Source organism: Kluyvera sp., from assembly GCF_047971185.1.
Lineage (GTDB): Bacteria > Pseudomonadota > Gammaproteobacteria > Enterobacterales > Enterobacteriaceae > Kluyvera.
The window spans coordinates 76,346-92,993 of the sequence record NZ_JBKDZH010000046.1 but is presented as its reverse complement, the minus strand read 5'-3'; the positions used below and the strand labels follow the sequence as shown (position 1 = coordinate 92,993).

Sequence of the window (16,648 nt, the reverse complement as noted above, 5' to 3'; positions counted from 1 at the left end):
TTCTATTCGCGATAAATGCCAATGGTAGGGGTATCCCCGGCGTAGGCCCAGGCGCGATACATCCCTTCACTGTTAAACGGCAGCACCACGTTGCCTTCGCGGTCGATGGCAATCAGGCCGCCGCTGCCGCCGAGCGCGGGCAGTTTTTCCATCACCACCCGCTCGCAGGCTTCCAGCAGGCTGAGGTTGCCATACTCCATTAATGCGGCGATATCGTAGGCCGCCAGCGTGCGGATAAACACCTCGCCGCTACCGGTACAGGAGACGGCGACGCTGGCGTTATTGGCATAGCATCCGGCCCCGACCAGCGGGCTGTCGCCGACGCGGCCGGGCAGCTTATTGGTCATCCCGCCGGTTGAGGTGGCCGCCGCCAGGTTGCCGTTGATATCCAGCGCCACGGCACCAACGGTGCCCATCTTCTGGCGCTCATCGAGCGGCGCGTCGTGGTCGAGAATAAACGCGCCGTTGCTGCGCGCCTCGACAAGCTGCTGAAAACGCGCGTCGGTGGAAAACAGCGAATTATCCACCCGCTCCATCCCCTGCTGGTAAGCAAACGCTTCGGCGCCTTCACCAATCAGCATCACGTGCGGGCTGTTTTCCAGCACCAGCCTGGCCGCCAGTACCGGGTTACGCAGATGCTTTACCCCGGCCACCGCCCCGGCCTGCAGCGAGTTGCCGTCCATTACGCAGGCGTCAAGCTCATGGGTTTCATCGGCGGTAAACACCGAACCCATCCCGGCGTTAAACAGCGGGCACTCCTCCAGCTGGCGCACCGCTTCGGTCACCACATCCAGCGCGCTGGCGCCGGACTCCAGCATCCCCTGCGCATGTTCAACGATGCTGGACAGCGCGGTTACGTACTCGCGCTCTTTTTCCACCGACATCTGCTGGCGGCTAATCGCCCCCGCCCCACCGTGAATAGCAATAACTGCCTTGGCCATTCGTTATCCCTTACGTCATTTTATTTATAAATATCATTATAGTGACTCTGTTCCTATATCAATTTTGAATATAGAAAGAGCGCCCGGAAATGTCAGGGTACACCACAGGTGGCATACAGTCTGCCGGGGTTTTCTGCCATAATGTGCGGATTCGAACGTTTCCCGCAGGAGTTTACCCATGGATTTTACCGCCGGACTGATGCCGCTTGATACCGCGCTAGAACAGATGCTGAATCAGATTACCCCGCTGCGCGACAGCGAGTCGGTGCCGCTGCTTCAGGCGTTTGGCCGTATCACCGCGCGCGATATCGTCTCCCCGCTGGATGTGCCGGGTTTTGATAACTCGGCGATGGACGGCTACTCGGTACGTCTGGCCGACCTGGCGGCGCAGGTGCCGCTGGCGGTCGCGGGGAAAGCCTTTGCCGGGCAGCCGTTCCACGGTGAATGGCCCGCCGGAAGCTGCGTGCGCATTATGACCGGCGCGCCGATTCCCACCGGCTGTGACGCGGTGGTGATGCAGGAAGAGACCGAGCAGACCGACGCCGGCGTGCGTTTCACCGCCAGCGTTAAGCCGGGGCAGAATATTCGCCGCCGCGGCGAAGATATCGCCAACGGCGCGGTGGTCTTCCCTGTCGGTACGCGCCTGACCGTCGCCGAGCTACCGGTGCTGGCCTCGCTCGGCATCGCCGAGGTGGAAGTAGTGCGCAAGGTGCGCGTGGCGCTGTTCTCCACCGGCGACGAGCTGCAGCTGCCGGGCCAGCCGCTGGGCGACGGGCAAATCTACGACACCAACCGCCTGGCGGTGCACCTGATGCTGGAACAGCTGGGCTGCGAGGTCATCAACCTCGGGATTATCCGCGACGACCCGGAACAGCTGCGCCAGACCTTTATCGCCGCCGACCAGCAGGCCGACGTGGTGATCAGCTCCGGCGGCGTTTCCGTCGGCGAAGCGGACTACACCAAAACCATTCTCGACGAGCTGGGGGAAATCGGCTTCTGGAAGCTGGCGATAAAGCCGGGCAAACCTTTCGCCTTCGGCAAACTGAGCCACAGCTGGTTCTGCGGCCTGCCGGGCAACCCGGTTTCCGCCGCGCTCACCTTCTACCAATTGGTGCAGCCGCTGCTGGCAAAACTCAGCGCGGGCAGCAGCACCCAGGCGCCGCGCCTGCGCGTTCGCAGCGCCGACCGGCTGAAAAAATCGCCGGGCCGCCTCGATTTCCAACGTGGTCTGCTGAGCCGCGACGCTAACGGCGATCTCACCGTTTCCACCACCGGCCATCAGGGGTCGCACATTTTCAGCTCCTTCAGCCAGGGCAACTGCTTTATCGTGCTGGAGCGCGAGCGCGGCCACGTTGAGCCGGGGGAATGGGTTGAGGTGGAGCCGTTTAACCATCTGCTGGGAGGCCTGTAATGGCCGTCGAGCTCAGCGACAGTGAGATGCTGCGCTATAACCGACAAATCATCCTGCGCGATTTTGATTTTGACGGTCAGGAGCAGCTGAAGGCCGCCCGCGTGCTGGTGGTCGGGCTTGGCGGGCTGGGCTGCGCGGCGGCGCAGTATCTGGCGGCGGCGGGCGTCGGGCAGCTCTCGCTGCTCGATTTCGATACCGTGGCGCTCTCTAACCTACAGCGCCAGACGTTGCACAGCGACGCCACGCTCGGCCAGCCGAAGGTGGACTCCGCCCGCGACGCGCTGGCGCGCATTAACCCGCACGTCACGCTGGTGACCCACAACGCGCTGCTGGAAGAATCGGCGCTGTGGGCATTGATTGCAGAGCACGAGCTGGTGCTCGACTGCACCGATAACGTTACCATTCGCAATCAGCTCAACGCGGGCTGCTTCCGGCATAAAGTGCCGCTGGTTTCCGGCGCGGCGATCCGCATGGAAGGGCAGATTTCGGTCTTTACGTATCAGCAAGGCGAGCCGTGCTACCGCTGCCTGAGCCGCCTGTTCGGCGAGAACGCGCTGACCTGCGTGGAAGCGGGCGTGATGGCCCCGCTGGTAGGGGTGATTGGTGCCATGCAGGCGATGGAAGCAATTAAGGTGCTGGCCCATTACGGCACGCCGGCGGCGGGGAAAGTCGTGATGTACGACGCGCTGCGCTGCCAGTTCCGCGAGATGAAGTTAATGCGTAACCCGACGTGTGAGGTGTGTGGGGAGGCTTCGGCGTAACCCTCTCCCCGGCGAGGAGAGGGAACCGATCGTGCCAATCGGGAAAAACGAAATCGATCGTAGCCCGGCCGAGCGAATGCGACGCCGGGAATCGGCTCCGAGCCGCCCCGGGGTCGGCATCAATGCCTCGCCCGGGCTACGCGCTACAGCGACGTACGGCCAAACGCCGTCTGCCAGTCCTGCTCAAACTTCGCCACCGCCGCGTCCACCGCTGGGTAGCTAATCAGTTGCTGCGCCACGTCCAGCGGCAAGGTGATAGATTGGCAGCCCGCCAGCAGGCAGTCCAGCGCCTGACGCGGCGTCTTAAAGCTCGCCGCCAGCACCTTCGACTGCGGCGCATGCAGAGTCAGCAGATCCTGTAATTCACACACCGTCTGAATACCGTTGCCGCCCTGGGCGTCGACGCGGTTAACGTAAGGCGCGACATACTCCGCCCCCGCCAGCGCCGAAAGTAACCCCTGCGCCGCGCCGTAAACGGCGGTCCCCAGCGTCGGGATACCTTCTTCTTTCAGCAGCTTAATCGCCGCCAATCCTTCTGCCGTCACCGGCACTTTCACCACCAGGTCCGGAATAATCGCCCGCAGCTTACGCGCGTCCGCCACCATCCCGTCGGCGGTGGTCGCCATCACCTGCACGAACAAGCGCCCTTTACCACCCATCGCCTCAAGCAGTTCCGGCAGCAGCACGTCCAGCGGCGTTTTACCGGCGGCGACAATACTGGGGTTGGTGGTGACGCCCGCCAGTGGAAAAACGCGGGCCAGTTTTTTCACTGCCGCGACGTCAGAGGTGTCGAGATAGAGTTCCATGATGATTCCTTAAACCGTGATAGTAAGCATGGAATAACACTACCACAGCAAAACCGCTGCTTAAGTTGACGCACATCAAAATAACTTTCATTCGAAAGTATTTTAATCTTTATACGAAAGATGAGGGCAGCATATGATTTTCAACATTCAGCGCTATTCCACCCATGATGGTCCAGGCATTCGCACCGTGGTCTTCCTGAAAGGCTGCTCGCTCGGCTGCCGCTGGTGCCAGAACCCCGAAAGCCGCGCCCGCGAGCAGGATCTGCTGTTCGACCCGCGCCTGTGCCTGGAGGGCTGCAATCTCTGCCAGCAGGCCGCGCCGTCGGTCATTGAACGCGCGCTTAACGGGCTGGTTATCCATCGCGAGAAGCTGGAGCAACCCCATCTCGACGCGCTGGCAAACTGCTGCCCGACCCAGGCATTAACCGTCTGCGGCGAAGAAAAAAACGCCGACGAGATTATGGCGACGGTCCTGCGCGACAAACCCTTTTACGATCGCAGCGGCGGCGGCATGACGCTCTCCGGCGGCGAACCGTTTATGAACCCCGATCTGGCGCTGGAACTGCTGAAAAGCGCCCACCAGCAGGGCATCCACACGGCGGTGGAAACCTGCCTGCACGTACCGTGGCGCTATCTGGAACCGGCGCTACCTTATATCGACCTGTTCCTTGCCGACCTGAAGCACGTGGACGAAGCGCGTTTCAAGCAGTGGACCGACGGTTCGGCGAAGCGCGTGCTGGATAACCTTAAGCGCCTTTCGGCGGCGGGCAAACAGGTCACCCTGCGCGTACCGCTGATTCAGGGCTTTAACGCCGATAAAGATTCCATTAAAGCGATTACCGATTTTGCCGCCGAGGAGATGCCCGGCGTACACGACATTCACTTTTTGCCGTATCACACGCTGGGCATCAACAAATATAGCCTGCTTGGCCTCCCCTACTTTGCACCCGACAAGCCGCTGAACGACCCGGCGCTGCTGGATTTTGCCCAGCAGTACGCCTGCGAGAAAGGGTTAACGGCGACACTACGAGGATAACAACATGACCACTCTGAAACTCGATAAACTGACCGACCGTATCACCGCGCACAAAACCGCGCTGATTCATATCGTGAAGCCGCCGGTGTGTACCGAACGCGCGCGCCACTATACCGAAGCGTATCAACAGCACCTCGATAAGCCGATTCCGGTACGCCGCGCGCTGGCGCTGGCGCATCACCTGGCGGAACGCACTATCTGGATCAAGCACGACGAGCTGATCGTCGGCAACCAGGCGAGCGAAGTGCGCGCCGCGCCGATCTTCCCGGAATACACCGTCAGCTGGATTGAAAAAGAGATCGACGACCTGGCGGATCGTCCGGGCGCGGGCTTTGCGGTCAGCGAAGAGAACAAGCGTATCCTGCACGAAGTGTGCCCGTGGTGGCGCGGCCAGACCGTCCAGGATCGCTGCTACGGCATGTTTACCAACGAACAAAAAGCGCTGCTGGCAACCGGCATTATTAAAGCCGAAGGCAACATGACCTCCGGCGACGCCCACCTGGCGGTGAACTACCCGCTGCTGCTGGAAAAAGGCCTCGACGGGATGCGCGCCAAAGTCGCCGAGCGCCGCACCCGCATTAACCTGACGGTGCTGGAAGACCTGCACGGCGAGCAGTTCCTGAAGGCGATTGATATCGTGCTGGAAGCGGTAAGCCTGCACATCACCCGTTTCGCCGAGCTGGCGCGCAAAATGGCTGCCGAAGAGTCTCGCGCAAGCCGCCGCGACGAGCTGCTGGCGATCGCCGAAAACTGCGACGTGATTGCCCATCAGCCGCCAAAAACCTTCTGGCAGGCGCTCCAGCTGTGCTACTTCATCCAGCTGATTTTGCAGATTGAGTCCAACGGCCACTCGGTGTCGTTTGCCCGCATGGACCAGTATCTCTACCCATACTACCGCCGCGACGTGGAGCTGGAGCAGTCGCTGGATCGCGAGCACGCCATCGAGCTGCTGCACAGCTGCTGGCTGAAGCTGCTGGAAGTGAACAAAATTCGCTCCGGTTCACACTCGAAAGCCTCCGCCGGTAGCCCGCTGTACCAGAACGTCACCATCGGCGGCCAGAAACTGGTTAACGGCGAAGCGCAGGATGCGGTCAACCCGCTCTCCTACGCCATTCTTGAGTCCTGCGGTCGTCTGCGCTCCACCCAGCCGAACCTGAGCGTGCGCTACCACGCCGGAATGAGCAACGACTTCCTCGACGCCTGCGTGCAGGTGATCCGCTGCGGCTTTGGGATGCCGGCGTTTAACAACGATGAAATCGTGATCCCGGAATTTATCAAGCTGGGCGTGGAGCCTGAAGACGCCTACGACTACGCGGCCATCGGCTGTATTGAAACCGCGGTCGGCGGCAAGTGGGGCTACCGCTGCACCGGCATGAGCTTTATCAACTTCGCCCGCGTCATGCTGGCGGCGATGGAAGGCGGACGCGACGCCACCAGCGGGCAGGTTTTCCTCGCGCAGGACCATGCGCTGTCGAAAGGCAATTTCGCTAACTTCGAGCAGATGCTCGCCGACTGGGATACTCAGATCCGCTACTACACCCGTAAATCGATTGAGATTGAGTACGTGGTCGACACCATGCTAGAAGAGAACGTGCACGATATTCTCTGCTCGGCGCTGGTTGACGACTGCATTGAGCGGGCGAAAAGCATCAAGCAGGGCGGCGCGAAGTACGACTGGGTTTCCGGCCTGCAGGTGGGTATCGCTAACCTCGGCAACAGCCTGGCGGCGGTGAAAAAGCTGGTCTTCGATCAGGGGCTGATTGGGCAGCAGGAGCTGGCAAAAGCGCTGGCGGAAGACTACGACGGCCTGACCCACGAGCAGCTGCGCCAGCGTCTGATTAACGGCGCGCCGAAGTACGGTAACGACGACGATAGCGTCGATACCCTGCTGGCTCGCGCCTACCAGACCTATATCGACGAGCTGAAGCAGTATCACAACCCGCGTTACGGCCGCGGCCCGATTGGCGGTAACTACTACGCGGGCACCTCCTCCATTTCGGCGAACGTGCCGTTTGGTGCGCAGACCATGGCCACCCCGGACGGCCGTAAGGCAAAAACGCCGCTCGCCGAAGGGGCCAGCCCGGCTTCCGGCACCGACCATTTAGGGCCAACGGCGGTGATCGGCTCCGTCGGCAAGCTGCCCACGTCAGCGATTCTCGGCGGCGTGCTGCTTAACCAGAAGCTGAACCCGGCGACGCTGGAAAACGAGAGCGACAAGCAGAAGCTGATGGCGCTGCTGCGCACCTTCTTCGAGGTGCATAAAGGCTGGCATATTCAGTACAACATCGTGTCGCGCGAGACGCTGCTGGAAGCGAAGAAACACCCGGACCAGTATCGTGATTTAGTGGTGCGCGTGGCGGGGTACTCGGCGTTCTTTACCGCGCTGTCGCCGGATGCGCAGGACGATATTATTGCGCGTACTGAGCATACGCTTTAAGTCGGCGCATTTCCCCCTCACCCTAACCCTCTCCCCTCAGGGGAGAGGGAACCGATCGGTGCCATTGGTCAATCCCCCTCTCCCTTCCAGGGAGAGGGCCGGGGTGAGGGTCCAACGCGCACAGCGACCCACCGCCTTTCTTTCGAATGAAATAAAATTTGTGCTTTAGCTCACATTGTAATTAAATTGTTTCTGGCCGGAGTTACACCAGGAGCATCTTGTATGACCGTTAAAGTTATCGTCACAGACATGGACGGAACTTTTCTTAATGACGCCAAAACCTACGACCGTTCGCGGTTTCTGGCGCAGTTTGAACAGCTTCAAGCACGTGGCATTGAATTCGTTGTCGCCAGCGGCAACCAGTATTATCAATTAATGACCTTTTTCCCCGAGATCCGCGACCGCATCTCCTACGTCGCTGAAAACGGTGCGTTGGTGTATGAGCACGGTCAGCAGCTGTTCCACGGCGAGCTGACGCGTCATGAGTACCAGGTGGTGCTCGGTGAACTGCTGAAAGATCCGCAGATGCATTTCGTCGCCTGTGGCCTCGAAAGCGCCTATATCAGCGACCGCGCGCCGGCAGAGCTGGTTGCGCTGATGTCGAAACACTACTATCGCCTCAAGCGAGTGGCCAATTTCCACGACGTTGACGATAAGATGTTTAAGTTCTCGCTGAACCTGCCGGACAGCGATATTCCGCAGCTGGTCGATAAACTGCACGTTTCCCTCGACGGCATCATGAAGCCGGTAACCAGCGGTTTTGGCTTTGTCGATTTAATCATTCCCGGCCTGCATAAAGCCAACGGTATCAGCCGCTTGCTCAAGCGCTGGCAGCTCTCCCCGCAGCAGTGCGTGGCGATTGGCGACAGCGGCAACGACGCGGAAATGCTTAAGCTGGTGAAATACGCTTTTGCCATGGGTAATGCCGGCGAACATATTAAAGCCATTGCCGACTATCAGACCGACGATAACAACCACGACGGTGCGCTGAACGTGATTCAGGCCGTGCTCGACGGCACCTCCCCCTTCTGATCCCCGTAGCCCCAACACTTTAAACTTGCATTAACTTTATTTTAACTCAAAGTATCAACTGTAAGCCAAATTACTTTCGAACGAAAGATTGCGAGGTTGATATGACGGTTACCTTTACCCACGAAACGCTCCCCACCGACCCAAAAGCGGCCATTCGTCAGATGAAGCAAGCGCTGCGCGCGCAGATTGGCGACGTGCAGGCGGTGTTCGACCGCCTGAGCGCCACCATTGAAGCTCGCGTGGCGGAAATTAACGCCCTGAAGGCGCAGGGGCAGCCGGTGTGGCCGGTGATCCCGTTTGCCGATCTGGCGGCGGGCAAGGTCAGCGACGCCACCCGCGCCGAGATAAAACGCCGCGGCTGCGCGGTGATTAAAGGCCACTTCCCGCGCGAGCAGGCGCTGGCGTGGGACCGTTCGATGCTCGACTATCTCGACCTCAATCATTTCGACGACGTGTATAAAGGGCCGGGCGACAGTTTCTTCGGCTCGCTCGACGCGTCGCGCCCGGAGATTTACCCCATTTACTGGTCGCAGGCGCAGATGCAGGCGCGGCAGAGCGAGGAAATGGCGCTCACGCAGTCGTTCCTCAACCGCCTGTGGCAGGTGGAGAGCGACGGTAAGCAGTGGTTCAACCCGGATATCAGCGTGATTTATCCGGACCGTATTCGCCGCCGTCCGCCGGGCACCACTTCAAAAGGGCTGGGGGCGCATACTGACTCCGGCGCGCTGGAGCGCTGGCTGCTTCCGGCTTATCAGCAGGTGTTCGCCAGCGTCTTTAACGGTAACGTCGAGCAGTACGATCCGTGGAACGCGGCGCACCGCACCGAGGTGGAAGAGTACACCGTGGATAACACCACCAAATGCTCGGTATTCCGCACCTTCCAGGGCTGGACGGCGCTGTCGGACATGATCCCGGATCAGGGGCTGCTGCACGTAGTGCCGATTCCGGAAGCGATGGCCTACGTGCTGCTGCGTCCGCTGCTTGACGACGTGCCGGAAGACGAGCTGTGCGGCGTGGCGCCGGGGAAAGTGCTGCCGATTTCAGAGAAGTGGCACCCGCTGCTCATCAGCGCCCTCACCTCTATTCCGGCGCTGGAAGCCGGTGATTCGGTATGGTGGCACTGCGATGTGATTCACTCGGTCGCGCCGGTGGAAAACCAGCAGGGCTGGGGCAACGTGATGTATATCCCCGCCGCGCCGATGTGCGCCAAAAATCTCGCCTACGCCCATAAGGTGAAGGCGGCGCTGGAACGCGGCGCGTCGCCGGGGGATTTCCCGCGCGAAGACTACGAGGCCGGCTGGCAGGGGCGCTTTACCCTCACCGACCTCAATATTCACGGCAAGCGCGCGCTCGGCATCGACGCCTGATTGTCGTACAGCCCTTCCCGTTCTACGGCGGTGTGCCCTTTTCCGGGGCGCACTCGCCGCACCGATTCCCGCACCGCCAGACGCCCGTGCAGCAGCAGTGAGCCCATCGGCGCGTCCGGGCGAATCAGCCGCTGTTGCAGCATCTGCACCGCCTCAACCCCCAGCTCATCGCGCGGGACGTGAACCGCCGTAAGCGGCACGTCCTCGATGGCCGCCAGATTGAAGCCATCGATACTCATTACCGAAACGTCCTGTGGTACCCGCAGCCCGCGCTGGCGCAGGGCGTTGACCGTCCCCGCCGCCATAAAGTCGCCGCCGACCAGAAACGCGGTTGGCATCGGCCGACTCCCCAGCGCATCCAGCCACGCCCCGACCTTCTCTTCGGCCCCTTTAGCACTGAAACTGCTGATGTTGAGTAAATCGCGCTCGTGTTGAAACGCCAGATTATGCTGCCGCCACGACTCTTTGATCCCCGCCAGCCGCTGCTCCATGGTGTAGCGGCGCAGGCACATCACGTTCATCACCTCGCGGTGGCCCATCTCAAACAGGTAGCGAGCGGCAAAAGCGCCAATCATGCGGTGATCCGGCGCAATGGCCGGCAGCCGCATCCGATCGTCGCGGCAGTTGATCAAGACGCAGGGCTTGCCGAGATCGGCCGCCAGATCGTGAATGTGCGGATCGTCAATGCCCAGCAGGATCGCCGCCTGAGTTTCGGGTTCGTTCATCCGCGACAAAAACAGCGCCGGGTCGCTGTCGTTTTCGTCCAGCGCACAATAGCGCAGGCGCACCTCGTGCGGCGCGAGCGCCTTGCTGATGCTTTGAATCACGCGGTAGTAAAAGATGTCGGACCGCTCGTCAAACGCCCTCGGCGGCGCGAAGACAATCAGGCTATTAAGCAGCATTCTTCCTGCCGCCATGCCGTCCATCACCCCCAGCTCGCGCGCGCAGGCCAGCACCTGCTCACGGGCACGAACGCTGGTGTTAGCTTTCCCCGCCAGCACCCGCGAAACGGTGCTGGCAGACAGCCCGGTACGCCCGGCGATTTCGGCGATTTTCAGCTTCTTTTCCATTCTGTGATCTGCCTCTAATTCAGAAATGAAAGAATTTTCATGAGAAAAAATCCTTATCCTGCCTGGCCTGAAATACGTAGACGTACTGTATATCAGCACGCTATGAAAAAACGTGCACAAAACTCGCTTTCCCGGACTTTTTTTGTCTCTTAAGGTGGATTGGTAGAACAACTTCCATACAAGCACGGCGGAAGTGAATAACAACAAAAGTAATAACTATCAAAATCTTACCAAAAGTGGTGTGACAACTCTCCGCACGGTTGCCCCACCGTTCCCGACATTATCCTGTGGAGATCCCTATGAGCCAGGGTATCAATAATGAAATGACGGCCAGCAAGACCCGCCGTGTCGTCAAAAACCTGCGCTGGTGGATGCTGGTGCTTTTTTTACTCGGCGTCACCGTTAACTACATCACCCGTAACTCGCTGGGGATCCTGGCACCGGAGCTGAAAACCAGCCTCGGCATCACCACCGAACAATATTCGTGGATCGTCGGCGCCTTCCAGATTGCCTACACCCTATTCCAGCCGCTGTGCGGCTGGCTGATTGACGTCATTGGCCTGAAGCTGGGCTTTATGATCTGCGCCAGCCTGTGGGCGCTGGCCTGCCTGCTGCACGCCGGGGCCGGTAACTGGGTACACCTGGCGCTGCTGCGCTTCTTTATGGGCGGCGCGGAAGCGGCGGCGACCCCGGCCAACGCCAAAACCATCGGCGAGTGGTTCCCGAAAGCGGAGCGCCCGGTCGCTGCGGGCTGGGCTGGCGTAGGTTTCTCAATTGGCGCGATGCTGGCGCCGCCAATCATCTATTTTGCCCACGCCTCCTTCGGCTGGCAGGGCGCATTTATGTTTACCGGCGTTCTGGCGGCGGCGTGGGTCGTGCTGTGGTGGGCGTTCTACCATAACCCGGATAAACACCCGAATCTGGGCAAAGCCGAGCTGGACTATATCCGCCAGGACAACGAAGCGCCGCCGGTGAAGCTGCCGTTCCTCACCGCGCTGAAAACCGTGGGGAAAAACAAACGCTTCTACGGTATCGCCATCCCGGCCTTTATGGCGGAGCCGGCGTGGGCCGTCTTCAGCTTCTGGATGCCGCTCTACTTTGCTAAGCAGTACAACATGGATCTCAAGCAGATCGCCCTGTTCGCCTGGCTGCCCTTCCTGGCCGCCGATCTCGGCAGCGTGGCAAGCGGCTATTTAACCCGCCTGTATGTGCGCCTGTTCGGCTGCTCGCGCGTGAACTCTACCGTGGCAAGCTCCGTCACCGGGGCCTTCCTGATGGTGTCGCTCGCCATCGTCGCCGTCACTAAAGATCCGATCATCGCCGTGGTGCTGATGTCGATTGGCGGCTTCGGCCACCAGATTATCTCCTGCATGCTGAGCGCGCTGGTGGTGGAGTCGTTCGACAAAGGCCAGATGGCCACCGTCAACGGCATGCGTGGCTCTGCCGCGTGGATTGCGAGCTTCCTGTTCTCACTGATTATCGGGGTGACCGCCGACAAAATCGGCTTCAACCCGCTGTTTGTCGCCATGGGCTTCTTCGACCTGATTGGCGCTGTCTTCCTGGTTGCCTTTATTGCTGAACGCCGCGCGAAACGCGCCTGATAGTGGATGTAAATATGAAAACGTTGAAAAACTGGACCCTGCAAAAACAGTCAACCCATCACGTCGAACTGCGGGTCGACGGCCAGCACACGCTGTGCCTGTACGTACTGGAAGAAAATCTGTTTCGCGTGCTGTTAAAACGCAAAGGCGAACTGGCGCTGGACCGCACCTGGAGCATCGCCCCCGCGCAGGATGTGCCCTGGGAAGGCCGCAGCCGCGAGGATCTCAGCGGCTTTAGCCTGCCTGCGTGGACGCTGAGCCAGCAGGAGGATAGCGTGATTATCGCCACCGACTCCCTGCGCGCCACCGTCCACCAGCCGCTGTGGATCGAGTGGCACTACCGCAACGCCGAAGGCGAGTGGCAGGCGCTGGTCAACGACCGCCCGACCAGCGCCTATCTGGTCAACGCCCACGGCGACGGCGTGGCGCACTATCAGAGCCGCCGTAAAGACGAGCGTTTTTATGGCCTGGGCGATAAGGCAGGCGATTTGCAGCGTAACGGCAAACGCTACGAGATGCGCAACCTCGACGCCATGGGCTACAACGCGGTCAGTACCGACCCGCTGTATAAGCACATTCCGTTTACCATTACCCGCCGCGACGATATCAGCTTCGGGCTGTTTTATGACAACCTCAGCAGCTGCTGGCTGGATCTCGGCAACGAGATCGATAACTACCACACCGCCTACCGCCGCTGGCAGGCGGAAGCCGGTGATATCGACTACTACCTGTTTACCGGCGAGCGGGTGCTGGACGTTACCAAAGCTTTTGTCCGCCTGACCGGTAAAACGCTATTCGGGCCGAAGTGGAGCCTCGGCTACAGCGGCTCAACCATGCACTACACCGACGCGCCGGACGCGCAGAACCAGCTGATGAACTTTATCCGCCTGTGCGACGAGCACGCGATTCCGTGCGATTCGTTCCAGCTCTCCTCCGGCTATACCTCGATTAACGGCAAGCGCTACGTGTTCAACTGGAACTACGACAAAGTGCCGCAGCCGAAAGTGATGAGCCAGGCGTTCCACGATGCCGGGCTGCACCTGGCCGCCAACATCAAGCCGTGCTTATTGCAGGATCACCCGCGCTACGGCGAGGTGGCGGAGCAGGCGCTGTTTATTCGCGATTCAGAAAGCGACGAGCCGGAGCGCTCCAGCTTCTGGGACGACGAAGGTTCGCACCTTGACTTTACGAACCCGAAAACCGTGGCGTGGTGGCAGGACGGCGTAACCACCCAGCTGCTGGAAATGGGCATCGATTCCACCTGGAACGATAACAACGAATTTGAAGTGTGGGACGGCGAAGCGCGCTGTTACGGCTTTGGTCAAGAGATTGCCATTAAGCATATTCGCCCGGTAATGCCGCTGCTGATGATCCGCGCCTCAATGGAAGCGCAGCAGCGTTTCGCGCCGCACAAGCGCCCGTATCTGATTTCCCGTTCCGGCTGCGCCGGGATGCAGCGCTACGTGCAGACCTGGAGTGGCGACAACCGCACCAACTGGGACACGCTGCGCTATAACATCCGCATGGGACTGGGCATGAGCCTCTCCGGCTTGTATAACCTCGGTCACGATGTCGGCGGCTTCTCCGGCGATAAGCCGGACCCGGAGCTGTTTGTCCGCTGGGTACAGAACGGCGTGATGCATCCGCGCTTTACCATCCACTCGTGGAACGATGACCAGACGGTCAACGAGCCGTGGATGTACCCCGGCGTGACCCCGGCGATCCGCAGCGCGATTGAGCTGCGCTACCGCCTGATGCCTTATCTCTATACCCTGCTGTGGCAGGCGCACGCCGACGACGAGCCGATGCTGCGCCCGACCTTCCTTGACCACGAGCACGACGCGCAAACCTTTGAAGAGTGCGACGACTTCCTGCTCGGCCGCGATATTCTGGTGGCGAGCGTGGTAGAGGCCGGCGAGCGCCAGCGTCGCGTCTGGCTGCCGGACAACCAGACCGGCTGGTACGATTTCTATACCGGCGCCTGGTTCAGCGGCGGCCAGTGGATCACCCTCGACGCGCCGCTGGAAAAACTGCCGCTGCTGGTGCGCGCTGGCGCGGGCCTACCGCTGAGCGAGCGTATTAGCTACGTGAAAGCAGAAGAAGATACCTCGCGTGAGCTGAAGCTGTTCCCGGTTAAGGGCGTGGGCCGTTCTACCGGTATGCTGTTTGAGGATGACGGCGAGTCGTGGGGATATCAGGAAGGTAACGCGCTGTGGCTGGAGTGGGAGATGGTTTGTTCGGCGACAACTATCGATCTGCGGGTGAACGCGCGCGGCGACTATCGTCCGGCGTGGAAAGCGTTGCAGGTGACGCTGCCGGAAGGAGAGAAACGTCGGCTGTTGATTAACGGCGAAGAGAAAAGCGCGTGCGATAATGGGGTGATGCTGGCACCGGGATTCCCGGCGTCGGCGTAAACGCCTCGGCCGGGCTACTCAATCATGTAGCCCGGCCGAGCAACGCGACGCCGGGAAAGCGCCGCAGAGGAATTACTCCACGCCTTTACTGCGCAGGTAATCTTCGTAGTTACCGCTGAAGTCCACCACGCGCTCCGGCGTAATTTCGATCACGCGGGTCGCCAGCGAGCTGACAAACTCACGGTCGTGAGAAACGAAGATCAGGGTGCCCTGATACATTTCCAGCGCCATGTTCAGCGATTCGATCGATTCCATATCCAGGTGGTTGGTAGGTTCATCCATCACCAGAATGTTCGGTTTCTGCATCATCAGTTTGCCGAACAACATACGGCCCTTCTCACCGCCGGACAGCACCTTCGCCGGTTTTTTGATATCGTCCTGGCTGAACAGCAGACGGCCCAGGAAACCGCGCACCACCTGCTCGTCGTCGCCTTCCTGCTTCCACTGGCTCATCCATTCGAATACCGTCATGTCGTTTTCGAATTCGTATTCATGATCCTGCGCATAGTAGCCAATGCTGGCGTTTTCAGACCACTTCACGGTGCCGTTATCCGGAGTCAGTTCGCCGACCAGGGTTTTCAGCATGGTGGATTTACCCACGCCGTTGGCGCCGATAATGGCAATCTTCTCGCCCACTTCCATCATCAGGTTAAAGTTCTTAAACAGCGGACCGTTTTCAAATCCTTTAGCCAGCGCTTCCACTTCCAGCGCGTTACGGAACAGCTTCTTATCCTGCTCAAAGCGGATGAACGGGTTCTGGCGGCTGGAGGCTTTCACTTCGTCGAGCTTGATCTTGTCAATCTGACGGGCGCGAGACGTTGCCTGGCGAGATTTCGAGGCGTTGGCGCTAAAGCGGCTGACGAAGGATTGCAGGTCAGCAATCTGCGCTTTTTTCTTGGCGTTATCGGCCAGCAGACGCTCGCGCGCCTGGGTGGCAGCGGTCATGTATTCATCGTAGTTACCGGCGTACACGCGCAGCTCGCCGTAGTCGAGATCCGCCATGTGGGTACACACCATGTTCAGGAAGTGACGGTCGTGCGAGATGATTATCATGGTGCTATCGCGTTCGTTCAGCGTCTGCTCCAGCCAGCGAATGGTGTCGATGTCCAGGTTGTTCGTCGGTTCATCGAGTAGCAGGATGTCCGGGTTAGAGAACAGCGCCTGCGCCAGCAGGACACGCAGCTTCCAGCCCGGCGCAACTTCGCTCATCGGGCCATAGTGCTGCTCCAGCGGAATGCCCACGCCCAGCAGCAGTTCACCGGCGCGCGCTTCCGCGGAGTAGCCGTCCATTTCGCCGTACAGCACTTCGAGGTCCGCGACTTTATAGCCGTCCTCTTCGCTCATTTCGGCCAGGCTATAGATGCGGTCGCGCTCTTGTTTGACTTCCCACAGTTCGCTGTGACCCATGATCACGGTATCGAGCACCGAGAACTCTTCAAAGGCGAACTGATCCTGGCGCAGCTTACCGATGCGCTCGTTCGGATCGAGGGAGACGTTGCCCAGCGTCGGCTCTAAGTCGCCGCCGAGAATTTTCATAAAGGTGGATTTACCGCTCCCGTTGGCGCCAATCAGGCCGTAACGGTTGCCGCCGCCAAATTTGACGGAGATATTTTCGAACAGCGGCTTACTGCCAAACTGCATAGTGACGTTGCTGGTAACTAACACGGGAGTATCCTGAAGAATGTGACAAACTCCCTATTCTGCCACAATTCCGAATAAAAAGCGCCCGCCTTTGCCAACGGCTAAACTGTAACGCAAGTGAAAAAAATGTG

The 16,648-nt window shown here is 59.9% G+C and carries 12 protein-coding genes; 8 read left to right on the top strand and 4 right to left on the bottom strand.

Annotation, left to right across the window (positions count from 1 at the left end; translation table 11 throughout):
• Positions 1 to 2: 2 nt before the first annotated feature.
• On the bottom strand, positions 3 to 941 hold the full coding sequence (gene iaaA / locus ACK5JN_RS13105; RefSeq protein ID WP_416870587.1) for a beta-aspartyl-peptidase: 939 nt from the start codon (positions 939 to 941) through the stop codon (positions 3 to 5).
• 178 nt (positions 942 to 1,119) lie between these two features.
• Between iaaA and moeA the strand changes: the two genes are divergently transcribed.
• Both moeA and moeB read left to right on the top strand, forming a co-directional pair.
• A complete protein-coding gene (gene moeA / locus ACK5JN_RS13100) occupies positions 1,120 to 2,352 on the top strand; it encodes a molybdopterin molybdotransferase MoeA (protein WP_416870586.1) in 1,233 nt (410 codons plus the stop codon).
• On the top strand, positions 2,352 to 3,113 hold the full coding sequence (gene moeB / locus ACK5JN_RS13095; RefSeq protein WP_416870585.1) for a molybdopterin-synthase adenylyltransferase MoeB: 762 nt from the start codon (positions 2,352 to 2,354) through the stop codon (positions 3,111 to 3,113). The genes moeA and moeB overlap by 1 nt, the downstream gene beginning before the upstream one ends.
• A 143-nt stretch (positions 3,114 to 3,256) precedes the next feature.
• Here moeB and fsa read toward each other — a convergent pair whose 3' ends face one another.
• The gene (fsa, locus tag ACK5JN_RS13090; protein WP_416870584.1) at positions 3,257 to 3,919 is read right to left on the bottom strand and encodes a fructose-6-phosphate aldolase; all 663 of its coding nucleotides are present in this window, start codon (positions 3,917 to 3,919) and stop codon (positions 3,257 to 3,259) included.
• A gap of 133 nt (positions 3,920 to 4,052) precedes the next feature.
• Between fsa and ACK5JN_RS13085 the strand changes: the two genes are divergently transcribed.
• The 4 genes from ACK5JN_RS13085 to ACK5JN_RS13070 all read left to right on the top strand — a co-directional run bounded on the left by ACK5JN_RS13085 (position 4,053) and on the right by ACK5JN_RS13070 (position 9,791).
• The gene (locus tag ACK5JN_RS13085) at positions 4,053 to 4,955 is read left to right on the top strand and encodes a glycyl-radical enzyme activating protein (protein WP_416870583.1); all 903 of its coding nucleotides are present in this window, start codon (positions 4,053 to 4,055) and stop codon (positions 4,953 to 4,955) included.
• Positions 4,956 to 4,959: 4 nt separating this feature from the next.
• Entirely contained in the window at positions 4,960 to 7,392 is a 2,433-nt protein-coding gene (locus tag ACK5JN_RS13080; protein WP_416870582.1) for a formate C-acetyltransferase/glycerol dehydratase family glycyl radical enzyme, read from the top strand.
• 222 nt (positions 7,393 to 7,614) lie between these two features.
• Complete coding sequence (locus tag ACK5JN_RS13075; RefSeq protein ID WP_416870581.1) at positions 7,615 to 8,424, top strand: Cof-type HAD-IIB family hydrolase; 810 nt, start codon at positions 7,615 to 7,617, stop codon at positions 8,422 to 8,424.
• A gap of 101 nt (positions 8,425 to 8,525) precedes the next feature.
• A complete protein-coding gene (locus tag ACK5JN_RS13070) occupies positions 8,526 to 9,791 on the top strand; it encodes a DUF1479 domain-containing protein (RefSeq protein WP_416870580.1) in 1,266 nt (421 codons plus the stop codon).
• On the opposite strand, the gene ACK5JN_RS13065 is transcribed toward ACK5JN_RS13070, so the two are convergent.
• Positions 9,758 to 10,861: a LacI family DNA-binding transcriptional regulator gene (locus ACK5JN_RS13065; RefSeq protein WP_416870579.1), complete on the bottom strand. Its 1,104-nt coding sequence runs from the start codon at positions 10,859 to 10,861 to the stop codon at positions 9,758 to 9,760. The genes ACK5JN_RS13070 and ACK5JN_RS13065 overlap by 34 nt on opposite strands.
• A gap of 299 nt (positions 10,862 to 11,160) precedes the next feature.
• On the opposite strand from ACK5JN_RS13065, the gene ACK5JN_RS13060 reads away from it, so the two are divergent.
• The gene (locus ACK5JN_RS13060; protein WP_416870578.1) at positions 11,161 to 12,462 is read left to right on the top strand and encodes an MFS transporter; all 1,302 of its coding nucleotides are present in this window, start codon (positions 11,161 to 11,163) and stop codon (positions 12,460 to 12,462) included.
• A 14-nt stretch (positions 12,463 to 12,476) separates the two neighbouring features.
• Positions 12,477 to 14,876, top strand: coding sequence for a TIM-barrel domain-containing protein (locus ACK5JN_RS13055; protein WP_416870577.1), 2,400 nt, complete (start codon positions 12,477 to 12,479; stop codon positions 14,874 to 14,876).
• A gap of 72 nt (positions 14,877 to 14,948) precedes the next feature.
• Here the strand turns inward: ACK5JN_RS13055 and ACK5JN_RS13050 are convergent, their stop codons facing one another.
• On the bottom strand, positions 14,949 to 16,541 hold the full coding sequence (locus tag ACK5JN_RS13050) for an ABC-F family ATPase (RefSeq protein ID WP_416870576.1): 1,593 nt from the start codon (positions 16,539 to 16,541) through the stop codon (positions 14,949 to 14,951).
• Between the last annotated feature and the right edge of the window lie 107 nt (positions 16,542 to 16,648).

Bases quoted from the DNA above. Each gene is read 5' to 3' on its own strand.
- ACK5JN_RS13085 (WP_416870583.1), top strand. From the start codon at position 4,053: ATGATTTTCAACATTCAGCGCTATTCCACCCATGATGGTCCAGGCATT.
- moeA (WP_416870586.1), top strand. From the start codon at position 1,120: ATGGATTTTACCGCCGGACTGATGCCGCTTGATACCGCGCTAGAACAG.
- ACK5JN_RS13060 (WP_416870578.1), top strand. From the start codon at position 11,161: ATGAGCCAGGGTATCAATAATGAAATGACGGCCAGCAAGACCCGCCGT.
- ACK5JN_RS13055 (WP_416870577.1), top strand. From the start codon at position 12,477: ATGAAAACGTTGAAAAACTGGACCCTGCAAAAACAGTCAACCCATCAC.
- moeB (WP_416870585.1), top strand. From the start codon at position 2,352: ATGGCCGTCGAGCTCAGCGACAGTGAGATGCTGCGCTATAACCGACAA.
- fsa (WP_416870584.1), bottom strand. From the start codon at position 3,919: ATGGAACTCTATCTCGACACCTCTGACGTCGCGGCAGTGAAAAAACTG.
- ACK5JN_RS13070 (WP_416870580.1), top strand. From the start codon at position 8,526: ATGACGGTTACCTTTACCCACGAAACGCTCCCCACCGACCCAAAAGCG.
- ACK5JN_RS13075 (WP_416870581.1), top strand. From the start codon at position 7,615: ATGACCGTTAAAGTTATCGTCACAGACATGGACGGAACTTTTCTTAAT.
- ACK5JN_RS13080 (WP_416870582.1), top strand. From the start codon at position 4,960: ATGACCACTCTGAAACTCGATAAACTGACCGACCGTATCACCGCGCAC.
- ACK5JN_RS13065 (WP_416870579.1), bottom strand. From the start codon at position 10,861: ATGGAAAAGAAGCTGAAAATCGCCGAAATCGCCGGGCGTACCGGGCTG.
- iaaA (WP_416870587.1), bottom strand. From the start codon at position 941: ATGGCCAAGGCAGTTATTGCTATTCACGGTGGGGCGGGGGCGATTAGC.